The organism is Caulobacter sp. GW821-FHT10A10, from assembly GCF_059415745.1.
The window spans coordinates 1-19782 of sequence record NZ_JBWKNV010000012.1 but is presented as its reverse complement, the minus strand read 5'-3'; the positions used below and the strand labels follow the sequence as shown (position 1 = coordinate 19782).

Annotated in this window: 18 protein-coding genes and 1 pseudogene; 10 read left to right on the top strand and 9 right to left on the bottom strand. The window is 69.5% G+C overall.

From position 1 onward, the window contains the following. Positions 1–225 precede the first annotated feature (225 nt). The 4 genes from AC07NS_RS24800 (at position 226) to AC07NS_RS24785 (ending at position 1876) form a co-directional block, all read left to right on the top strand. The gene (locus AC07NS_RS24800; RefSeq protein ID WP_494607761.1) at positions 226–546 is read left to right on the top strand and encodes a DMT family transporter; all 321 of its coding nucleotides are present in this window, start codon (positions 226–228) and stop codon (positions 544–546) included. Further along, positions 543–1100, top strand: coding sequence for a TetR/AcrR family transcriptional regulator (locus AC07NS_RS24795; RefSeq protein ID WP_494607646.1), 558 nt, complete (start codon positions 543–545; stop codon positions 1098–1100). The genes AC07NS_RS24800 and AC07NS_RS24795 overlap by 4 nt, the downstream gene beginning before the upstream one ends. A gap of 1 nt (position 1101) precedes the next feature. Continuing rightward, positions 1102–1239: a hypothetical protein gene (locus tag AC07NS_RS24790; protein ID WP_494607644.1), complete on the top strand. Its 138-nt coding sequence runs from the start codon at positions 1102–1104 to the stop codon at positions 1237–1239. A gap of 82 nt (positions 1240–1321) precedes the next feature. Continuing rightward, positions 1322–1876, top strand: a complete 555-nt coding sequence (locus AC07NS_RS24785; protein WP_494607642.1) for a hypothetical protein — start codon at positions 1322–1324, stop codon at positions 1874–1876. Here the strand turns inward: AC07NS_RS24785 and AC07NS_RS24780 are convergent. Together AC07NS_RS24780 and AC07NS_RS24775 are read right to left on the bottom strand one after the other, a co-directional pair. Next, positions 1873–2289, bottom strand: a complete 417-nt coding sequence (locus AC07NS_RS24780; RefSeq protein ID WP_494607640.1) for an SgcJ/EcaC family oxidoreductase — start codon at positions 2287–2289, stop codon at positions 1873–1875. The genes AC07NS_RS24785 and AC07NS_RS24780 overlap by 4 nt on opposite strands. A gap of 180 nt (positions 2290–2469) precedes the next feature. Continuing rightward, positions 2470–3417: an acetamidase/formamidase family protein gene (locus AC07NS_RS24775; protein ID WP_494607638.1), complete on the bottom strand. Its 948-nt coding sequence runs from the start codon at positions 3415–3417 to the stop codon at positions 2470–2472. A 249-nt stretch (positions 3418–3666) separates the two neighbouring features. Between AC07NS_RS24775 and AC07NS_RS24770 the strand changes: the two genes are divergently transcribed. From AC07NS_RS24770 to AC07NS_RS24750, 5 genes are all read left to right on the top strand, one after another. Beyond that, a complete protein-coding gene (locus tag AC07NS_RS24770; RefSeq protein ID WP_494607636.1) occupies positions 3667–3876 on the top strand; it encodes an AtzG-like protein in 210 nt (69 codons plus the stop codon). Beyond that, entirely contained in the window at positions 3873–5264 is a 1392-nt protein-coding gene (locus AC07NS_RS24765; RefSeq protein ID WP_494607635.1) for an AtzE family amidohydrolase, read from the top strand. Before AC07NS_RS24770 ends, AC07NS_RS24765 begins: the two co-directional genes overlap by 4 nt. Further along, on the top strand, positions 5261–5662 hold the full coding sequence (gene hpxZ, locus AC07NS_RS24760; protein WP_494607633.1) for an oxalurate catabolism protein HpxZ: 402 nt from the start codon (positions 5261–5263) through the stop codon (positions 5660–5662). Before AC07NS_RS24765 ends, hpxZ begins: the two co-directional genes overlap by 4 nt. Positions 5663–5883: 221 nt before the next feature. Then, positions 5884–8064: a TonB-dependent receptor gene (locus tag AC07NS_RS24755; protein WP_494607631.1), complete on the top strand. Its 2181-nt coding sequence runs from the start codon at positions 5884–5886 to the stop codon at positions 8062–8064. A gap of 159 nt (positions 8065–8223) precedes the next feature. Next, positions 8224–9192, top strand: coding sequence for a nucleoside hydrolase (locus tag AC07NS_RS24750; protein WP_494607629.1), 969 nt, complete (start codon positions 8224–8226; stop codon positions 9190–9192). 145 nt (positions 9193–9337) lie between these two features. Here the strand turns inward: AC07NS_RS24750 and guaD are convergent, their stop codons facing one another. The 5 genes from guaD to uraH form a co-directional block, all read right to left on the bottom strand. After that, positions 9338–10621 carry a guanine deaminase gene (guaD, locus tag AC07NS_RS24745; protein ID WP_494607627.1) on the bottom strand — a complete coding sequence of 428 codons (1284 nt, stop codon included), beginning with the start codon at positions 10619–10621 and terminating at the stop codon, positions 9338–9340. Continuing rightward, a complete protein-coding gene (gene xdhC / locus AC07NS_RS24740) occupies positions 10608–11633 on the bottom strand; it encodes a xanthine dehydrogenase accessory protein XdhC (RefSeq protein ID WP_494607625.1) in 1026 nt (341 codons plus the stop codon). The genes guaD and xdhC overlap by 14 nt, the downstream gene beginning before the upstream one ends. Positions 11634–11811: 178 nt before the next feature. Further along, positions 11812–14145 carry a xanthine dehydrogenase molybdopterin binding subunit gene (gene xdhB / locus AC07NS_RS24735; RefSeq protein ID WP_494607624.1) on the bottom strand — a complete coding sequence of 778 codons (2334 nt, stop codon included), beginning with the start codon at positions 14143–14145 and terminating at the stop codon, positions 11812–11814. Further along, a complete protein-coding gene (gene xdhA / locus AC07NS_RS24730) occupies positions 14138–15616 on the bottom strand; it encodes a xanthine dehydrogenase small subunit (protein WP_494607622.1) in 1479 nt (492 codons plus the stop codon). The genes xdhB and xdhA overlap by 8 nt, the downstream gene beginning before the upstream one ends. 1 nt (position 15617) lies before the next feature. Beyond that, positions 15618–15965: a hydroxyisourate hydrolase gene (gene uraH / locus AC07NS_RS24725; RefSeq protein WP_494607620.1), complete on the bottom strand. Its 348-nt coding sequence runs from the start codon at positions 15963–15965 to the stop codon at positions 15618–15620. A gap of 406 nt (positions 15966–16371) precedes the next feature. Here uraH and AC07NS_RS24720 point away from each other — a divergent pair, with 406 nt between their 5' ends. Further along, positions 16372–18672: an NADP-dependent malic enzyme gene (locus AC07NS_RS24720; protein ID WP_494607618.1), complete on the top strand. Its 2301-nt coding sequence runs from the start codon at positions 16372–16374 to the stop codon at positions 18670–18672. Between the two features lie 266 nt (positions 18673–18938). Here the strand turns inward: AC07NS_RS24720 and AC07NS_RS24715 are convergent, their stop codons facing one another. Continuing rightward, the gene (locus tag AC07NS_RS24715) at positions 18939–19133 is read right to left on the bottom strand and encodes a cold-shock protein (RefSeq protein WP_233245359.1); all 195 of its coding nucleotides are present in this window, start codon (positions 19131–19133) and stop codon (positions 18939–18941) included. A 126-nt stretch (positions 19134–19259) separates the two neighbouring features. Then, positions 19260–19463, bottom strand: a pseudogene (locus tag AC07NS_RS24710) (cold-shock protein); the annotation flags it as partial. Positions 19464–19782: the final 319 nt, after the last annotated feature.

The following is a 19782-nucleotide window of genomic DNA, read 5'->3' as shown; positions in this document are numbered from 1 at the left end:
TCAGCTTTCGCCGCACCGGCCCATTCTGCATCCACGCCCCCCTCCGATCGCTACGCGATCACCTCCCCCACAGGGGGAGGCTCCTCTCACGATGCTTCGCCGACACCTTCTCCCGCAAGGGGAGAAGGATCGCTTGCACCCATCTTGAAAACAAACCGACCAAGCGGTATCTTGAGTCGTCACCACCGAGGCTCGCCCGTGTCCGTCCCCGCTTCCGCCTACGCCATGCTCGCCGCGGCCATCGCCGCCGAGGTGGCCGGCACCACCTTCCTGCAGAAGTCGGAGCAGTTCACCAAGCTGGTTCCCACCCTTGCCATGGCCGGGCTCTACGCCGCCGCTTTCTACTTCCTGTCCCTGGCCCTCAAGCACGTGCCGCTGGGCGTGGCCTACGCCATCTGGGGCGGGGTCGGGATCGTGCTGACGGCGGCGATCGGGGTGGTGCTGTTCCGCCAGAAGCTCGACGCGCCCGCCATGCTGGGCATCGGCCTGATCGTTTCCGGCGTGCTGGTCACCCAGCTCTTCTCGCGCAGCGTGGCCCACGGATGAACACCACCGCCTACAACCGCCCCAAGCAGCCCGAGCAGGTGCGCCGCGCCCTGCTCGACGCCGCCGTCGCCCTGGCCGAGGAGCAGGGCCTGGGCGGGATCACCGTCCAGGCCGTGGCCGACCGCGCCGGCGTCACCAAGGGCGGGCTCTTCCACCACTTCGCCAGCAAGCAGGCGCTGATCGACGCCGTGTTCGACTTCATGCTCGAACAGATGGACGAGGCGCTGGACCGGCTGATGGCCGACGACGTTTCCCACGGCTGCTTCACCCGCGCCTATGTCGTCTCGACCTTCGAGTGCTGCGACATGGCGCTCAGCGGCCAGGCCCTGTCGATCTCGATGGTCACCGACCCGGCCCTGCGCCGCCGCTGGCGCGACTGGATCGACGAGCGCCTCGTGCGCCACGCCGCCACCGACCTCGACCCGCGCCTGCACGTCGTCCGTCTGGCCGCCGACGGCTACTGGTTCGCCCGCGTGCTGCACGACGGCGATCCGGGCAGCGAACCGCCGCAGGCGCTGCAGGCCCGCCTCATCGCCATGACCCGGGAGAACTGACATGACCTTCTTCCGCACCCACTGGGCCCTGCTGGCCACAGAGCCTTCGCCGCCGGCCGAGGCCGCAGCGATCCCCTCGCCCTCGCCGCCGCCCGAAGATCGGCCCGCCCAAGTGCAGGAACCGCCGGCGGCGGCCTGATCGTCACACCCCTGTGGCTGCAAGACCGCCGCCGGCTCGCCTAGCATCCAGCGATCGGCAGTTGCGCCGAAGGGGGATGTTCATGATCGCGCTGGCGCGCCGACCGCTGGATTGGCTGGCGGCTTTCCTGTGGCCGGCCGGGCGGATCGGGCGCGGAACCTTCGCGGTGGCGGCCGTGGCGGTCTACGCCGCCTGGTACGCGACGCCCTTCGCCCTGAACTGGATCTCCAGCCTGGCGTTCGGAGAGACCGAGCCCCTTCCCAGCCCGGGATTCTGGACCGGCCTGATCCTCTGCCCGATCATCGCCGTCCTGATCTATGTCAGCTTCTGCGTCCATCGAAAGCGCCTGGCCGACGCCCGGCGCGGCGCGCTGAGCTTCTGGCTGCTGTGCGGCGCCAGCCTGGCCCTGCCCATGGTCGCCATGTCCGCCAGCCTCGCCTCGGCGCCGCCGCCCGTCGTCAATGGGCCGATCATCTCGTTTGAGGAGCGCGGCGACTCCCCGCTCAAGTCCTTCCTGCTTGAGACCGCGCCGCTACTGGCTGTTCTCGCGGCCTGGCCGCTCTACAGCCTGTGGGTCGGACTGGCGCCATCGCGCCCTGACGCGCCAGAGCCCGAAGACCAGTCCCTGGCCGCCTAGGCGCCGCGCAGCAACGGCTTGCCCGTCCGCGGATCGGTGAAGGTCACGTTTTCGGCCGCCTTGATCCGCCAGGCGCCCTCGCGCTCGACCAGCACCGTCATCAACAGGGTGTCGACCTCATGGATCCCGGCCGGATGGGCCTGGCTGGTCTTCAGGCGCGACCAGAAATGCACCACCGCCACGCCCGGCGCGATCAGGTCCACGGCGTGCAGCTCATTGGCCATGACCGAGCCGCGATAGACGGTCTCGTGGATGGTCCGATGCAGTTCGACGATCTCCTCGACGCCGCGCCTGAAGGTGGCGAAGCGGTTGACGAAGGTCGCGTCGGCCTCGAACAGCGCGCCGAAGGCGTCCATGTCATGCGCGTTCCAGGCGGCCGCGAACGCCGCCGGCAGGTCTTCCGGTCGCTGCATGGCGCCCCCTCCCGCGTCTTCAGGCGGGACCATACTCCTCCCTCGTGCAACGGGGGAGGTGGCGCGGCGCGGATACGCGCCGTGACGGAGGGGGCGACCGCTTCCTCTGCGCCCAGTCTCGCCCCCTCCACCGGCTTCGCCGGTCCCCCTCCCCCGTTGCACGGGGGAGGAGAAGCTTCCTCAGAACAGCACGCCCTTCTCCAGCAGGCCGTGCACGCCCTTCTCGCCGTTGACCGTCTGGGTCACGCGGAAGTCCACGGCCAGCGAGCAGAACTGATAGGCCTGCACGCGGGTCAGGTTCGACCGCGACACGATGAAGTCGATCATGCCGCGCAGGGCCTGCTTCATGGCCAGGTCGAGGTCCTCGTTGAAGCCCATGATCACGTAGTGGGTCGGGGTCTCGGCCCGCGGCCAGATCGCGGTCCCGACGTCGGCCGCCTTGTGCAGGATGAAGGTGAAGGTGCCGGTCAGGCCCATTTCCAGCGCATTGACGCAGACCTCGCCGTCGCCCTGGCGGCCATGGCCGTCGCCGGCCGAGAAGTTCGCGCCCGGAACCCAGACCGGCAGGAACAGGGTCGCGCCCGCGCCCAGTTCCTTGTTGTCCATGTTGCCGCCATGCTCGCGCGGCTCACGGCTGGACAGGCGTCCGTATTTCGCCGGCGGGGCCACGCCCATGGTGCCGAAGAACGGCCGCAGCGGCAGCTCCGGCCCCCACTGCGGCTTGCAGACCCCGCGCGCCTTGTCGACGGCGATGTGGCTGACATAGCGGTCGGGGAAGTCTTCCGGGATGGTGCCGGCCAGCGGCCGCACGGCGCAGTAGCCCCAGTCGTTGTTGGGCTCGACCGCCTCGATGCGCACCTCCAGCGTGTCGCCCGGCTCGGCCCCGGCGATGGCCACCGGCCCGGTGAGAATGTGCGGCCCGATCCGGTCGAGCCTGGCGTCGTGGATCGCCTGCAGAGCCGGCGGGATGGTCAGCCACGACTCCGCGCCCGGCATCACCTCGGGTCCGCCCGACACGCAGTCGAAGGTGACGCTGTCGCCCGGCTGGATGGTCAGGACCGGATCGAAGGCCGCGTCGAAGATGCCGAAGCGGACGGTTTCGGGCGTGGAGGACAGGTGGTGGTGCATGGCGACGGCGGAACCGGAAACGAAGAAACGACCCCCAGTCTCCGGCCGCATCGGCGCGGCGGCGAAGCGGCGCGATCACCGACACGCCCGCTTTCGCCATCCTGCCTGCCCGCTGGGCGCCGCCTGCACGGCCCTCGCGCATCCGGCGGGCGATCAATCCTTCCTAGCCCCTTGAAACCTCTGGCCTAGCGGCGTTATCGTCGGGTCGCTATGAAGTATCTAATTACTTTCTAGCGTGAGTGACTTCCCATGTCGGGCGGCGATCTGTCGGCCTTCCAAAACCTCTCCGACGCCAAGGTCGCCGCCTATCTGGACTCCCGCAGCGCCGAGCTCGGCCTGCGCATTCCTGAGAGCTGCCGCGCCGGCGTCGCCGAGAACCTCGCCCTGCTGCGCGACCAGACGGCCCTCTTCGCGGGCCTGACCGATCCCGACGCGCCGGCCGAGCCGTTCACGCCATGAGCTTCGACACCGCTCAAGGGCTGACCCGCGCCATTCGCGAGGGCCGGACCACCGCCCGCAAGGCGGCGCAGGAGGCCATCGCCGCCGCCAGGGCCGAGCCGTTCAACGCCTTCACCGCCGTGTTCGAGGACAAAGCGCTGGCCCAGGCCGACGCCGTCGACGCTCAGCTGGCGGCCGGCGCCGATCCCGGCCCGCTGGCCGGCGTCCCGTTCGCGGTCAAGAACCTGTTCGACGTCACCGGCCACGTCACCCTGGCCGGCAGCAAGATCCGCCGCGACGCCGCCCCCGCGACCGCCGACGCCACGGCCGTCGCCAGGATGAAGGCCGCCGGCGCGGTGCTGGTCGGCGCGCTGAACATGGACGAGTTCGCCTACGGCTTCGTCACCGAGAACGCCCACGACGGCCCCACCCGCAATCCGCACGACCCGGCCCGCATCGCCGGCGGCTCATCGGGCGGCTCGGCCGCCGCCGTCTCGGGCGGTATCCTGCCGCTCACCCTGGGCTCGGACACCAACGGCTCGATCCGGATCCCGGCCGGCCTGTGCGGGATCTACGGCCTGAAGCCCACCCTGGGCCGGCTGTCGCGGGCCGGCAGCTTCCCGTTCGTGCACAGCCTGGACCACATCGGCCCGTTCGCCCGCACCGCCGCCGACCTCGCCCTGGCCTACGACGCCCTGCAGGGCGAGGACCCGCTCGACGACCTGTCGCCGCCGGTCGCCGATCCCCTGTCCGCCCGCCTCGACGCCCTGGCCGAGCAGCCGTTGCGCGTCGGCGTGCTGGGCGGCTGGTTCCAGCAGGGCGCCTTCCCCGAGGTGGTCGAGGCGCTGGAGATCGTCGCCGACGCCCTCCAGGCCCGGCGCGGCGTCGAGTTGCCCGGCGCCCAGGCCGCCCGCGCCGCCGCCTTTTCGATGTCGGCCTCCGAAGGCGGACGCCTGCATTTCGACGACCTGGCCAAGCGCGCCCTCGACTATGACCCGGCCGTGCGCGACCGCCTGCTGGCGGGGGCCTTGCTGCCCGACGGCGTCGCCGAGGCCGCCCGCCGCTATCGCCCCGTCTTCCGCGACGCGGCCCGCCGCGTGTTCGAGGACTTCGACCTGCTGCTGGCCCCCGTCACGCCCTGCCCCGCCCCGCCGATCGGCCAAGCGACCATGGACCTCGACGGCGTGCAGGTTTCGGTGCGCAAGACGCTGGGCGCCTACACCCAGCCGATCAGCTATATCGGCCTGCCCGTGATCGCCGCCCCGGTGAACCGCCCCGGCAAGCCGCCGATCGGCGTGCAGCTGATCGCCCCCGCCTGGCGCGAGGACCTGGCCTTCGCCGCCGCCCTGCGCCTGGAGCGCGCCGGCGTCATCGCCGCCCACCGCCCTCCCTTCCGAGAGTCCGCATGATCATCAACGCCCCCGACGTCCTGGCCGAGGTGACCGCCGCCGTCGACGCCTACGAAACCGCTCTCATGACCAACGACGTCGAGGCGCTGGACGGCTTCTTCCGCGACGCGCCGGAGACCGTCCGCTACGGCGTGGCCGAGAACCTCTACGGCTTCGCGCAGATAGCCGCCTTTCGAATCGGACGCTCCGGCGGCTCGCCATTGCGCGATCGGCTGCGCACGGAAATCACCACTTTTGGGCGCGATTTCGCGATCGCGAACGTCGAATTCCTGCGAACCGGGGCAAAACAGCCCGGCCGCCAGAGCCAGACCTGGCTGCGCACCGAAGACGGCTGGAAAATCGTGTCGGCGCACGTTTCCCTGCTCCAGGCCGGCGCCGACCAACGCCTTGCGCCATAGGCCCGCGGATACTCCGCCCAAGGACAATAAGTAAGTATGTCCTGACTTATGACCTAGTTTTGGGCGCCGTTGTCGCAGCGTGGTCAAATAGTGACACGGTCCCTACAAACTTCACGCCAGTGAGACGGAGTCGTCATCAAGCCTTTTGATTTCGACGCGGCCATTGTGCATTGCACCCCACGCAACCGGGTCCTCCACCGGTGTTCGAAGGGGATTTCGAAATGACCACCCAAGCCAAGCTGCGCAACAGCGCCGCCTTCGGCGTACTCCTGCTGGCCGCCGCCGTCGCGGCCCCGGCCCTAGCCCAGGACGCGCCGACCGCCCTCGACGACGTGATCGTCACCGCCCAGAAGCGCTCGGAAAACATCCAGGACGTGCCGGTCTCCGTCGCCGCCGTCTCGGGCGAGAAGCTGGCCTCGATCTTCGCCGCCGGCGAGGACGTGCTGGCCCTGTCGAGCCGCGTGCCGGGCCTCTACGTCGAAAGCTCCAACGGCCGCGCCGCCCCGCGCTTCTACATCCGGGGCCTCGGCAACGCCGACTTCGACCTGGCCGCCTCGCAGCCGGTCTCGGTGATCATGGACGACGTCGTCCTCGAGAACGTCGTGCTCAAGAGCTCGCCCGTCTATGACATCGACCAGGTCGAAGTCCTGCGCGGCCCGCAAGGCACCCTGTTCGGCCGCAACACCACCGCCGGCATCGTCAAGTTCACCACCGTCAAGCCGAGCGAAGAGTTCAAGGCCAACGGCACGGCCACCTACGGCTCGTACGGCACCCTGACCTTCGAAGGCGGCGTCGGCGGCGCCATCGTCCCGGGCAAGCTGGCCGTCCGCGCCTCGGCCCTGTACCAGCACCGCGACGACTACATCGACAACACCTACACCGGCGTGAAGGACGCGCTGGGCGGCTATGACGAAAAGGCCGCTCGCCTGCAGGTCCTGATGACCCCGAGCGAAGACACCGAGATCCTCGCCACGGCCCACACCCGTTCGCTGGACGGCACCGCCGCGATCTTCCGCGCCAACATCCTCACGGCCGGCAGCAACAAGATCAATTCGAACTTCGATCGCGACAAGGTTTCGTACAACGGCGGCGCCAACAACCCGCAGCAGTACGACTCGACCGGCGTCTCGCTGAAGGTCGACCATGACTTCGGCGGCGTGAAGCTGACCTCGATCAGCGCCTACGAAACCGCCAACGGCCGCAGCCGCGGCGACATCGACGGCGGCGTGGCCGGCGTCGGCCCGGGCTTCATCCCGTTCGATTCCGACACCCAGGACTCGATCGGCGACCTCGACCAGGTCACCCAGGAAATCCGCCTGGCCAGCGACACCGACGGCAAGGTCACCTGGCAGGTCGGCGCCTACTACTTCAAGTCGGCGTTCACCGTCACGACCAACCCCTTCTACGTCTCGCCGACCACGCTGGAGCACAAGAACACCTCGTGGGCCGTGTTCGGTCAGGGCTCCTACCAGTTCACCGACGCCCTGAAGGTGACCGCCGGCGTCCGCTGGACCGACGACAGCAAGGACATGACCGTCCTGTCGAACCCGTACGGCGCGATCGCCCCGGTGTCGGTCTCCGACAGCCAGGCCAGCTGGGATCTGTCGGCGTTCTACACCGTCACCGACAATGTCAGCGTCTACGGCAAGGTCGCCCGCGGCTTCCGCGGTCCGTCGATCCAGGGTCGCGACATCGCCTTCGGCAGCCCCGCCTCGGTGGCCCAGTCGGAAACCATCCTGTCGTGGGAAGCCGGTGTTAAGAGCGAGTTGTTCGAGCGTCGCGTCCGCCTGAACGGCGCGGTGTTCACCTACACCATCGACGATCCGCAGTTCAGCGCGGTCGGCGGCGGCAGCAACTCCAACCGCCTGATCAACGCCAAGAAGGGCGAAGCCTACGGCGTCGAACTGGACGGCGAGTGGAAGGTCACCCCGAACCTGCTGATCACGGCCGGCTACAGCTACAGCCACACCGAGATCAAGGATAAGACCCTGGCCGTGGCCGTCTGCGCCCAGTGCACCATCACCGACCCGCTGAACAGCAGCGGCCAGGCGCTGGTCGACGGCAACCCGTTCCCGAACGCGCCGGAATACATCCTGAACTTCGGCGCCCGCTACAACGTGCCGGTCGGCGACGGCGGCGAACTGTTCGCGGAAACCGACTGGTTCCGTCAGGGCTACACGAACCTCTTCCTCTACGAGAGCAAGGAGTTCAACAGCAAGGACACCTTCGAAGGCGGCCTGAAGCTGGGCTACGGCCGCACCGACGGCTCGTATGAAGTGGCCGTGTTCGCCCGCAACATCACCAACGAGGTGAACCTGCGCGGCGGCATCGACTTCAACAACCTGACCGGCTTCGTCAACGAGCCGCGCGTCGTCGGCATCTCGCTGAGCGCCCGCCGCTAAGCGATCCCGACAGACTGACCTGATGGCGGCCCGGGCGTTGAAAAACGCCCGGGCCGTTGTCGTTTTGACATGCCCCCGACGCGGCGGGCCGCTAAGGTGGCCGATCCTGGCGGCGCCCGGAAAGCGCTTGCAGAACAACGAGAAGAGTTCCGCCTACCGATGACCACCAAGATCATCTTCGACACCGATCCCGGCATCGACGACGCCATGGCCCTGCTGTTCATCGAGGCCAGCCCGGCGCTCGACCTGGTGGCGGTGACGACCGTGTTCGGCAACGCCGACATCGACACCACCACCCGCAACGCCCTCTACCTGAAGGACCGCTTCGGCCTGACCGCGCCGATCTTCAAGGGCACGGACAAGCCGCTGGTCCGCCCGCGCAATCCCTCGCCCACCTTCGTGCACGGCGAGAACGGCCTGGGCGACGTCGAGCTGACAGGCCTGGTTCCCGCTCAGCCCGAGGCCAAGCCGGCCCACCAGGCGATCGTCGACCTGGCCCGCGCCAATCCCGGCGAGATCACCCTGGTCGCCGTCGGCCCGCTGACCAACCTGGCCCTGGCGCTCGAGGCCGATCCGGAAGTCGCCACCCTGCTCAAGGGCGTGGTGATCATGGGCGGCGCCTTCGCCGTCGCCGGCAAGCCGGGCAACGTCACCCCGGTCGCCGAAGCCAACATCTGGAACGACCCGGAGGCCGCCGACCGCGTCTTCACCGCCCCCTGGCACGTGACCGTCATCGGCCTGGATGTCACCACCCAGGTGATCATGAGCCCCGACTTCATGGAGGCGCTGGAAGCCTCGGCCGGTCCGGCCGGCCAGTTCCTCAACGCCATCTCCAAGCCCTACGCGGCCTTCTACGGCGGCCGCGACGGCATCGTCGGCTGCTGCGTCCACGACGCCGCCGCCGTGGCCTATGTCATCGACGAGAGCCTGTTCGAGGTCCGCCGCGGCTCGGTCCGCGTGGTCACCGAGGGCATCGCGCTCGGCCAGACCCTGCAGAAGGTGGAAGGCGAGCTCTACGGCCCGTCGGCCTGGGACGACCAGCCGATCCACAGCGCCGCGATCAAGGTGGATGCAGATCGTTTGCTGGCGCTGTACGCGCGGACGATGAACGGGGTGGTGGGGTCGTAGGCTCCAAGACCCTCCCCCTGAAGGGGGAGGTGTCGCCGAAGGCGACGGAGGGGGAAGTCACTTCCGCCTCCGCAGGCCCTTCCCCCTCCGACCGCTTCGCGGCCACCTCCCCCTTCAGGGGGAGGGTCTTGGGGTATGGCCTCGGCTACCGCCGATGCCGCTCCACGCCCGCCAGGTACGTCCGCGCCACCACCCGGTCGTCGCCCAGCACGGTCAGCGCGAACAGCCGGTCCTCCAGCCCCTTGGCCGCCGCCAGCCGGCGCTTCAGCAGCGGCGTCGCGGCCAGGTCCAGCACCAGGAAGTCGGCTTCCTTGCCAGGCGCGAGATTGCCGATGCGGTCGTCGAGATCCAGCGCCCGCGCCCCGCCCAGGGTGGCCAGATACAGCGCCTGGAACGGATCCAGCGCCGAGCCCCGCAGCTGCCCCACCTTGTAGGCCTCGCCCAGGGTGTGAAGGATCGATAAGGTCGTGCCGGCCCCGACGTCGGTGCCCATGCCCACCTTCACCCCGTGCACACAGGCCTCGTCCAGCGGGAACAGGCCCGAGCCGAGGAACAGGTTCGAGGTCGGGCAGAAGGCCACCGCCGCGTCCTTGGCCGCCAGCCGCTGGAACGCCTCGCCAGCTAGGTGGACGCAATGAGCGAAGACCGAGCGCTTCTGAACCAGGCCGAACCGCTCGTAGACGTCCAGATAGTCGGCCGCGCCAGGGAACAGCTCCGCCGTCTCGTCGATCTCGCGCGGGTTTTCGGAGAGATGGGTCTGCATCCAGACGCCCGGATGCTGGGCCAGCACTTCCCCCGCCATCTCCAGCTGGGCGTCGGTGCAACTGATGGCGAAACGCGGGGTGACCGCGTAGCCGAGCCGCCCCTTGCCGTGCCAGTCGGCGATCAGGCTTTCCATGTCGGCGCGGGCGGTCTCGACGGTGTCGGTCAGGCCCAGCGGCGCGTTGCGGTCCATAAGGGTCTTGCCGGCGATCAGCCGCATGTCGCGCGACAGGGCTTCGGCGAACAGCGCCTCGACCGAGCCCTTGTGCACCGAGCCGAACACCAGGGCCGTGGTCGTGCCGTTGCGCAGCAGTTCGTCGACGAAGAAGCCGGCCGCCTCCTTGGCATGGCCCGGATCGGCGAAGGCGGCTTCCGCCGGAAAGGTGTGCTGCTCCAGCCAGTCGAGCAATTGCGCGCCATGGGCGGCGACGATGTCGACCTGCGGGAAGTGGATGTGGGTGTCGATGAAGCCCGGCGTGATCCAATGGCCGCTCAGATCCTCGACCGGGACATCGGCATGGACCCGGGCCAGCTCGGCGTAGTCGCCGCAAGCAACTACACGACCGCCATCGACGACCAGCAGCCCGTCCTCGTGGAAGCCGATCGCTTCCCCCGATTTCGTCGGATCTTCCAGCAGGTGGAGGATCGACGCCCTAAACGCTCTCAAGAGACCCCTCGTCGTTACTGGCCTGGGCGGCTTCCAGCCGCATCAGCAGGTCGGCGGCCACCGAGACGGCGATCACCTCGGGCGCCTTGCTCTTCAGCCCCGGCAGGCCGATCGGGCAGGTCAGGCGGTTCAGCGTCACCGCCGAAAACCCGTCGTCGCGCAGCCGGTGCATGAACCGCGCCCGCTTGGTCTTGGAGCCGATCAGGCCCAGATAGTCAAAGCCGCCGCCGGCCAGCCCGGCCGAGGCCAGGGCGTAGTCCAGGGCGTGGTCGTGGGTCAGGATCAGGCCGTAGGCGTCACGCGGAGCGCCCATGGCCAGGGCCGCCAACTCGGCCGGCTCGCGCACCACCACGCCTGGAACCTCGGCCGCCTCGGGCCGGCTGTCGTACCAGAAGAGCTTGAACGGCAGGGGCGCGAAGGCCCGCGCGATCGCCTGGCCCACATGGCCGGCCCCGAACAGCAGCACCGGCCGGCGCGGGCTCTCGCTGCGCTCGACCAGCTCGTCGCCCAGGTCGGGCCGCTTGCCGCGTGCGGCCGCCGGGGCCCCGCCCAGCACCACGGCCGGCGGATCGGCCTCCAGGGCGGCGATCGGCGCGATCGTCTTGGTCAGCAGGCCCGGGTCGAAGCGTGTGCGCAACTCGAACGGCTGGTCGGCGTCCATCCGCCGGGCCGCTTCGGTCAGCCAGTCGCGGCTGGCCGCCTCGACACGCTCGATCATCAGCCGCACCCGGCCGCCACAGCACTGGGCCAGCAGCGGCCCCAACGGATAGTCCTGGATGGCGAAGGCGGCCTGCGAACCGGTCAGCATCCGCCGCGCCTGGCTGGTCGCCTGGTGCTCCAGATTGCCGCCGCCGATCGTGCCCGACTGGCCGCCCTCCCACACCACCATCTTGGTCCCGGCCTCACGCGGCGCCGAGCCCTCGGTGGCGAGCACGGTGACGAGGGCGGCGTTGTCGTTGGCATCCAGGCGCGACAGGGCCGCGCGGGCCCAGTTCTTGTGGGTCGCGAGCATCTAAACCGCTCCCACGAACGCACACCTCTCCCATGGGGAGAGGGAGGGGCCCGCCGCGAAGCGGTGGGAGGGTGAGGGGGTAAGACGGCTGAGGGTGTAACCCCTCACCCTCCCACGCCTGACGGCGTGGGCCCCTCCTTCTCCCTCTGGGAGAGGTTTGAAAAAAGCGGCGCGCCCCCTACGCATCGGCCGCCCGCCGCCTCACATCCTCGACCGCCGTCAGCACCGCCTCCGGCGTCGCCGGCGCGTCCAGATCCGGCATCACCTTGTGACCCCCCACCGCCGCCACCGCCCGGGTGATCGCCGAGAACACCGAGATCGCCAGCATCAGCGGCGGCTCGCCCACGGCCTTGGAGCGGTGGACGGTCGGCTCGGCGTTGCGGCCGGGCTCCCAGAGCTTGACGTTCAGCACGCGCGGCCGGTCGCTTGCCGTCGGGATCTTGTAGGTCGAGGGGGCATGGGTCTTCAGCACGCCCTTGGCGTCGTAGACCAGTTCCTCGGTGGTCAGCCAGCCCATGCCCTGGATGAAGCCCCCCTCCACCTGGCCAAGATCGATGGCCGGGTTCAGCGAGCGGCCCACGTCGTGCAGGATGTCGGCGCGCAGCACCTTGCTCTCGCCGGTCAGGGTGTCGATCACCACCTCGCTGCAGGCCGCGCCATAGGCGAAGTAGTAGAACGGCCGTCCGCGATGGGTCTTGCGGTCATAGGTGATCTTCGGCGTGGCGTAGAAGCCCGTGGCCGACAGCGAGATCCGCGCGAGGTAAGCCTGACGGCAGAGATCCGGGAAGCTCAGCACCTCGCCGCCGATCCTCACGCCGTCGGGCGAGAAGACCACCTGCGAGGGATCGACGCCCCACTTCTCGGCGGCAAAGGCCGTCAGCCGCCCCTTCAGCTTACCGGCCGCGTCCAGGATCGCCATGCCGTTGAGGTCCGCCCCCGACGAGGCGGCCGTGGCCGAGGTGTTGGGCACCTTGTCGGTCGTGGTCGAGGTGATCTTCACCCGCTCCAGCGGAACCTGGAACGCCTCGGCCGCCACCTGCGCCATCTTGAGATAGAGCCCCTGCCCCATCTCCGTCCCGCCATGGTTCAGCATGATCGAACCGTCGGCGTAGATATGGATCAGCGCCCCGGCCTGGTTCAGGTGGGTGGTGGTGAACGAGACGCCGAACTTCACCGGCGTCAGGGCCAGGCCCTTCTTGAGTATCGGATTGGCGGCGTTGAAGGCGTCCACCGCCTGCTGCCGGGCCTCGTAGTCACACGACCGGGCCAGCTCCTCGATCAGCTCCGGCGCGACGTTGTCTTCAACCACCTGATAGTAGGGCGTCAGATTCCGGCTTCCGCCGTAAAGATTGCGCCGGCGCACCTCCAGCGGGTCCAGGCCCGTGGCCTGGGCCACCGCGTCCATCACCCGCTCGATCGCCGCCATGCCTTGTGGCCCGCCAAAGCCCCGAAAGGCGGTGTTGGAGACGGTGTGGGTGCGATAGCGGTGCGAGACGATCTCGACCGCCGGCAGGTAGTAGGCGTTGTCGGCGTGGAACATCGCCCGGTCGTTGATGGCCGGCGAAAGATCCGTCGTCGCCCCGCAGCGCGAGGCCAGCTCCAGCTTCACGCCCAGCAGCCGGCCCTCGTCGTCGAAGCCGACATCGTATTCGACCTCGAAGTCATGCCGCTTGCCGGTCATGACCATGTCCTCGTCGCGGTCGGGCCGGCACTTGGCCGGGCGGCCGGTCTTCACCGCCACCAGCGCCGCGGCCGCCGCGAACAGCGAGGCTTGCGTCTCCTTGCCGCCGAAGCCGCCGCCCATGCGCCGCACCTCCACCGTCACGGCATGGTCTGGCCGTCCCAGCACGCGGGCGATCAGGTGCTGCACCTCGGTCGGATGCTGGGTTGAGCACCAGACGTGGACGTCGCCCTCCTCGCGCGGAGTCGCCAGCGAGGCCTGGCCTTCGAGATAGAAGTGATCCTGGCCGCCGATGGCGTGGCGGCCCTGGAGGCGGTTGGGCGCGGCGGCCAGGGCGGCCTCCGCGTCGCCGCGCGCCATCCGCTGGCTGGCCTCGATCTTCAGGTCCAGAGCCTCGGCCTCGCCGATCGTGATCGCCGCCGGCAAATCCTCGTACTCGACCACGGCCTTGGCCGCCGCCGCCCGGGCGGCGGCGATCGAGGTGGCGGCCACCGCGAACAGGCTCTGGCCCACGCAATAGACCTCGCCGGCCGCGAACAGCCTGTCGTCGTGGATCACCGGGCTGACGTCGTTCTCGCCGGGAATGTCGGCGGCGCTCAGCACGCAGACCACCCCGGGCGAGGCCCGCACGGCGGAAAGGTCCATCGACACGATCCGCGCATGGGCCTTGGTGCTCATGCCCAGGTGCACATGCAGCAGGCCCGCCGGCTCGGGCAGGTCGTCGACATAGATCGCCGTGCCCGTCACGTGGCGCAGGGCGCTGTCGTGCGGAACCGAGGCGTGCACGCCCTGGAACGGCGTGACCTTTAGCGCGGCTCCGGAATCAGCCATGGGCCGCCTCCGCCAGCACGCTGGTCGCCACGCCGGGCTCGGCGCTTTCCAGATAGGCCCGGACCAGGAGGTTGCGCGCCGTCCTGGCGCGATAGGCGGCAGAGGCCCGCATGTCCGACAGCGGCGTATAGTCCTCGTCCAGCCTGGCGGCGGCGTCGTCGATCGTCTCGGGGCTCCACGGCCGGCCGATCAGGGCCGTCTCGCAGGCGCTGGCCCGCTTGGGCGTGCCGGCCATGCCGCCGAACGCCACCCGCGCCTCGATCACCACGCCATCGACGACCGTGATCGCGAAGGCCGCGCAGACGGCAGAGATGTCCTGGTCGAAGCGCTTGGAGAGCTTGTAGACCTTGAAGATCTGTCCCGCCGGGCCGCGCGGCACGATCACCGCCTCGACGAACTCGCCGGGCGTGCGGTCCTGCCTGCCATAGGCGATGAAGAAGTCCTCCAGCGGGATCTCGCGCGTCTGCTCCCCCCGGCGCAGCACCAGCGTGGCGCCCAGCGCGATCAGGGCCGGCGGCATGTCGCCGATCGGCGAGCCGTTGGCGATATTGCCGCCGATCGTGCCGCTGTTGCGCACCTGGGTCGAACCCAGCCGCCGCATCATCTCGCCCAGGCTGGGATAGCGCCCGGCCAGGGTCTCGATCGCATCGACATAGCGAACGCCGGCGCCGATCCGCAGCGCGTCGCCCACCCGGGTGATGGTCTTCAGTTCGGCCACCTGGCCGATGTCGATCAGGGTCTGGGGCGGCTTCCTCAGCTTGGTCACCCACAGGCCGACGTCCGTGGCCCCGGCCACGAAGGCCGCATCCGGATTGGCCTCGGCGGCGGCCGCCAGCTCCGACAGGCCGCGCGGCGCCAGCCAGCGGCGGGTGACACCCCGCACCGGATCCTCGTGCGCCAGGCTCAGCATGGTCTCGCGCTGGATCGCTTTCAGCGGGCCGGCCACGTCCGGCGCCTCTTCGCGCACCACCTCGCGCGCCGCCTCCAGGATCGGGCCATAGCCGGTGCAGCGGCAGAGGTTCCCCGCCAGCACGTCCTCGACCGGCGCCCCCGCCCCGCAGGCCCCGACCGCCCGGCCGTACAGCGACATCACGATCCCCGGCGTGCAGAAGCCGCACTGCGAGCCGTGCTTGTCGATCATCGCCTGCTGCACCGGATGCGGCTTGCCGGCGCAGGCGCCCACACCCTCGCTCGCCAGGCTCTCGACGGTCATCACCGCCTTGCCGTCCAGCATCGGCAGGAACTGGATGCAGGAATTGACCGCCCGCCAGCGCACCGGCGCCAAATCATCGCCCGTGGTCAGCTCGCCGACCAGCACGGTGCACGAGCCGCAGTCGCCCTCGGCGCAGCCTTCCTTGGTCCCCGTCTTGCGCAGCGGCCCGCGCAGGTGCTCCAGCAGGGTCGTGGTCGGGTCGACGCCCGCCGCCTCCCGCGCCTCGCCGTTCAGCAGGAACCGGATCGTCCCGCCCATCTCAGCTGCCCCGATAGGTCGAATAGCCGAACGGCGAGACCAGCAGCGGCACGTGGTGGTGCTGGGCCCGATCGGCCACGGCGAAATCGATGGTCACCACGTCGAGGAACGGCGGATCGGAGACCTTGGCCCCGCTGGCGGCGAAATAGGCGGCGATCTCGAACTCCAGCCGATAGCCGCCGACCGCCAGGTCCTCGCCCTCGACCAGCCGCGCGCGGCCGTCGGCGTCGGTGCTTGTCGCCAGCAGCAGCACCGGCGGACCTTCCACCCGGCGATAGACGCGCACCGCCACCCCGGCGGCCGGACGGCCGGCGGCGGTGTCGAGGATGTGGGTCGTCAGGCCGCTCATGCTTGGTCCTGCGGGATCTTGGTCATCATACGCTCTTTCGACCTCGCTTAAGAGGTTGATGCACAGAGGCTGAGACCGCGCGCGCCCACTGTCCAGCCTCGCCGCCGCCGAACCGCCCGTCCCCGGCCGGTTCGCCCAGCCAGGCGGCGACGGGCGCCCGCCGATTGAGCGTATATAAGTCTTTTATTACTTACCAGCCGCGCCCGTTGCGTCGACCCGCCGACCCCAGCCGCAGCCAAACGGACGCAGAATCGCAAAAAATGGTCGGCGGACGCTGCGTAAGGTTGGAAAAGCGCGGCCAACCCCGTTAGCAACACCGGCAGACGGGCCGCGTGCGTAATCCCAACCCCGGGAGCGCGACAAAGAGACGGCCCGCGCCACGCGCTGCGCAGAACAGGACCGATCGATGGACGAGGATTTCCGTAAAGCCGCCCTGGATTACCACCGGCTGCCGCGGCCCGGAAAGCTGGCCATCGAGGCCACCAAGCGGATGGCCACCCAGCGAGACCTGGCCCTGGCCTACTCCCCCGGCGTCGCCGCCCCGTGCGTCGCCATCGCCGAGGATCCCGACCTCGCCCGCGACTACACCGCCCGCGGCAACCTGGTCGCCGTGATCTCCAACGGCACCGCCGTGCTGGGCCTGGGCGACATCGGCCCGCTGGCCTCCAAGCCGGTGATGGAAGGCAAGGCCGTCCTCTTCAAGAAGTTCGCCGGCATCGACGTGTTCGACATCGAGGTCGACGCCAAGGATCCCGACCGCTTCATCGAGGTCGTCGCGGCCCTGGAGCCCACCTTCGGCGGCATCAACCTCGAGGACATCAAGGCCCCCGAGTGCTTCATCATCGAGCGCAAGCTGCGCGAGCGGATGAACATTCCGGTCTTCCACGACGACCAGCACGGCACCGCCATCGTCTGCGCCGCCGCCGTCCGCAACGCCCTGCTCGTGCAGGGCAAGCAGCTGAAGGACGTCAAGCTGGTCACCTCGGGCGCCGGCGCCGCCGCGCTGGCCTGCGTCGACCTGCTGGTCTCGATGGGCCTGCCCGTCGAGAACGTCACCCTCACCGACATCAAGGGCGTGGTCCACGCCGGCCGCGACCCGGACATGCCGGACAACATGGCCCGCTACGCCCGTCCGACCGACGCGCGCACCCTGCCCGACGTGCTGCCCGGCGCCGACATCTTCCTGGGCCTCTCGGCCCCGCGCGTCTTCAAGCCCGAGTGGCTGCCGCTGCTGGCCGAAAAGCCGCTGATCCTGGCCATGGCCAATCCGGACCCGGAGATCCTGCCGGAACTGGTCTACGCCCAGCGCCCCGACGCCATCATGGCCACCGGCCGCAGCGACTACGCCAACCAAGTCAACAACGTCCTCTGCTTCCCGTTCATCTTCCGCGGCGCGCTCGACGTCGGCGCGTCCGAGATCAACGAGGCCATGAAGGTGGCGGCCGTCGAGGCCATCGCCGAGCTGGCCCGCGCCGAGGCTTCGGAAGTCGTGGCTTCGGCCTATGGCGGCGCCGCGCCGATGTTCGGCCCCCAGTACATCATCCCCAAGCCGTTCGATCCGCGCCTGATCCTGCAGATCGCCCCGGCCGTGGCCCGCGCGGCCATGGAGTCGGGCGTCGCCACCCGCCCGATCGCCGACTTCGACGCCTACCGCGCCGAGCTGGAGCTGTTCGTCTACCGCTCGGGCCAGCTGATGCGCCCGGTGTTCGAGCGCGCCCGCAAGGCGACCAAGGCCGCCAAGGTCCGCGTCGCCTACGCCGAGGCCGAGGACGAACGCGTCCTGCGCGCCGTGCAGACCGTCGTCGACGAGGGCCTGGCCGTCCCCGTGCTGATCGGCCGCCGCGAGGTGATCAAGGCCAAGGCCGCCGAGATGGGCCTGCGCCTGGATCTGGGCGGCGCCGTCGAGATCCTCGACCCGCAGGCCGACCGCGAGCTGTTCGAGCCGATCATCGGCCAGTACCAGGACCTGGTCGGCCGCCGCGGCGTGCCGCCGATGGCCGCCAAGCGCCGCGTCGAGGGCCGCCGCACGGTGGCCGCCTCGATGCTGCTGCAGACCGGCCAGGTCGACGCCGCCCTCGTGGGCGGCAGCGGCGACTGGTGGCAGCACATGACCTATGTCCTGCCGATCATCCCCAAGCGCGAGAACGTCGGCCGGGTCTACGCCATGTCGTCGCTGATCCTCGACAACGGCACGCTGTTCTTCTGCGACACCCACGTCAATGTCGACCCGACCGCCGAGCAGGTGGCCGAGATGACCCTGCTGGCCGCCGAATCGGTGCGCCGCTTCGGCCTGACGCCGAAGGCCGCGCTGCTCTCGCACTCCTCGTTCGGGGCCTCCAACTCGCCGACCGCCCGCAAGATGCGCGAGGCCCTGGCCCTGGTCCGCGCCGGCGCGCCCGAGCTCGAGGTCGACGGCGAGATGCACGCCGACGCCGCCCTCTCCCAGGCCCTGCGCGACCGCCTGGTCGGCGACAGCACCCTGAAGGGCTCGGCCAACCTGCTGGTCATGCCGACCCTGGACGCGGCCAACATCGCGCTCACCCTGCTGACGGCCGCCACCGAGGCCCTGCTGGTCGGTCCGATCCTGCTGGGCATGAGCCGGCCGGTGCACGTGCTGACGCCCAGCGTCACCGCCCGCGGCATCGTCAACATGACCGCCCTGGCCGTGAACCAGGCCGCCGCCGAGCGGGCCGCCAAGGCCGGCTGATCAGGCCTTCCGCCGGCTTTCGGAGCCGGCGACCTCACGATCTGGATGGCGGCCTCTCGCAAGGGAGGCCGCCATTCTTTTTGGGCGTCAGCCAAGCCGTCGGAAACTCACCGGGGAAAGCTCGCCGGGGCACCGGATCGCGCGCACGAAAAAGCCCCGCCGGAACCTGCCCCTGTCTCAGCGACAGAAGCCAGGTCCCGACGGGGCCTAATTCGCCAGGTCGGCAGCCGGCCAGGCGCTCCGCGCCCAGCCGAAAGACCGATCCCTTAGAGGATGCGCAGGTTGCCGGCCGAGGTCTTGCCCGAGCGGCGGTCCTGTTCGAGTTCGTAACCGACTTGCTGGCCTTCGTTCAGGCCGCGCAGACCGGCGCGCTCGACGGCCGAGATGTGCACGAAGATGTCGCCACCGCCGTTGTCCGGCTGGATGAAGCCGAAGCCCTTGGTGCTGTTGAACCACTTCACGACGCCCGTACCGGCTTCGCCGGTGCCGCCGCCACCGCCGCCGCCGTAGCCGCCGCCACGGGGAGCGTCGAAGCTGCGCTGCGGACGACGCGGCGCGCCGCCGGCCGGAACGGCGCCATGGCCGGTCACGCGCAGATTGCCGGCCGAGGTCTTGCCCGAGCGGCGGTCCTCTTCCAGCTCATAAGCCACTTGATCGCCTTCGTTCAGACCCGACAGGCCCGAACGTTCAACCGCGGCGATGTGGACGAACACGTCCTGGCCGCCGTCCTCGGGCTGAATGAAGCCAAAGCCCTTGGCCGGGTTGAACCACTTAACGACACCGTTCGCCATCTTATCCTCAAAACCTCAATCGACGGGCCAATTGCCGGCCCGCGTCCTTCCACAGCAACTCATGACGCAAAACTGGGGCGCGCGCAAAGGCCTTTGCACGGAGATTATGGGTGGGAAGCGGCCGCAGGCCAGAAAAATTCGCGCGCGGAGGCTCAGCTGTCGCCAAAATACCACTATGGGTGGTATGCGCAGGCATGAAAAAAGGCCGACGCCGGAGCGATCGACCTTTGACGCCTGCGGAAAGTTTGGGTGCGGGGACAGGATTTGAACCTGTGACCTTCAGGTTATGAGCCTGACGAGCTACCGGGCTGCTCCACCC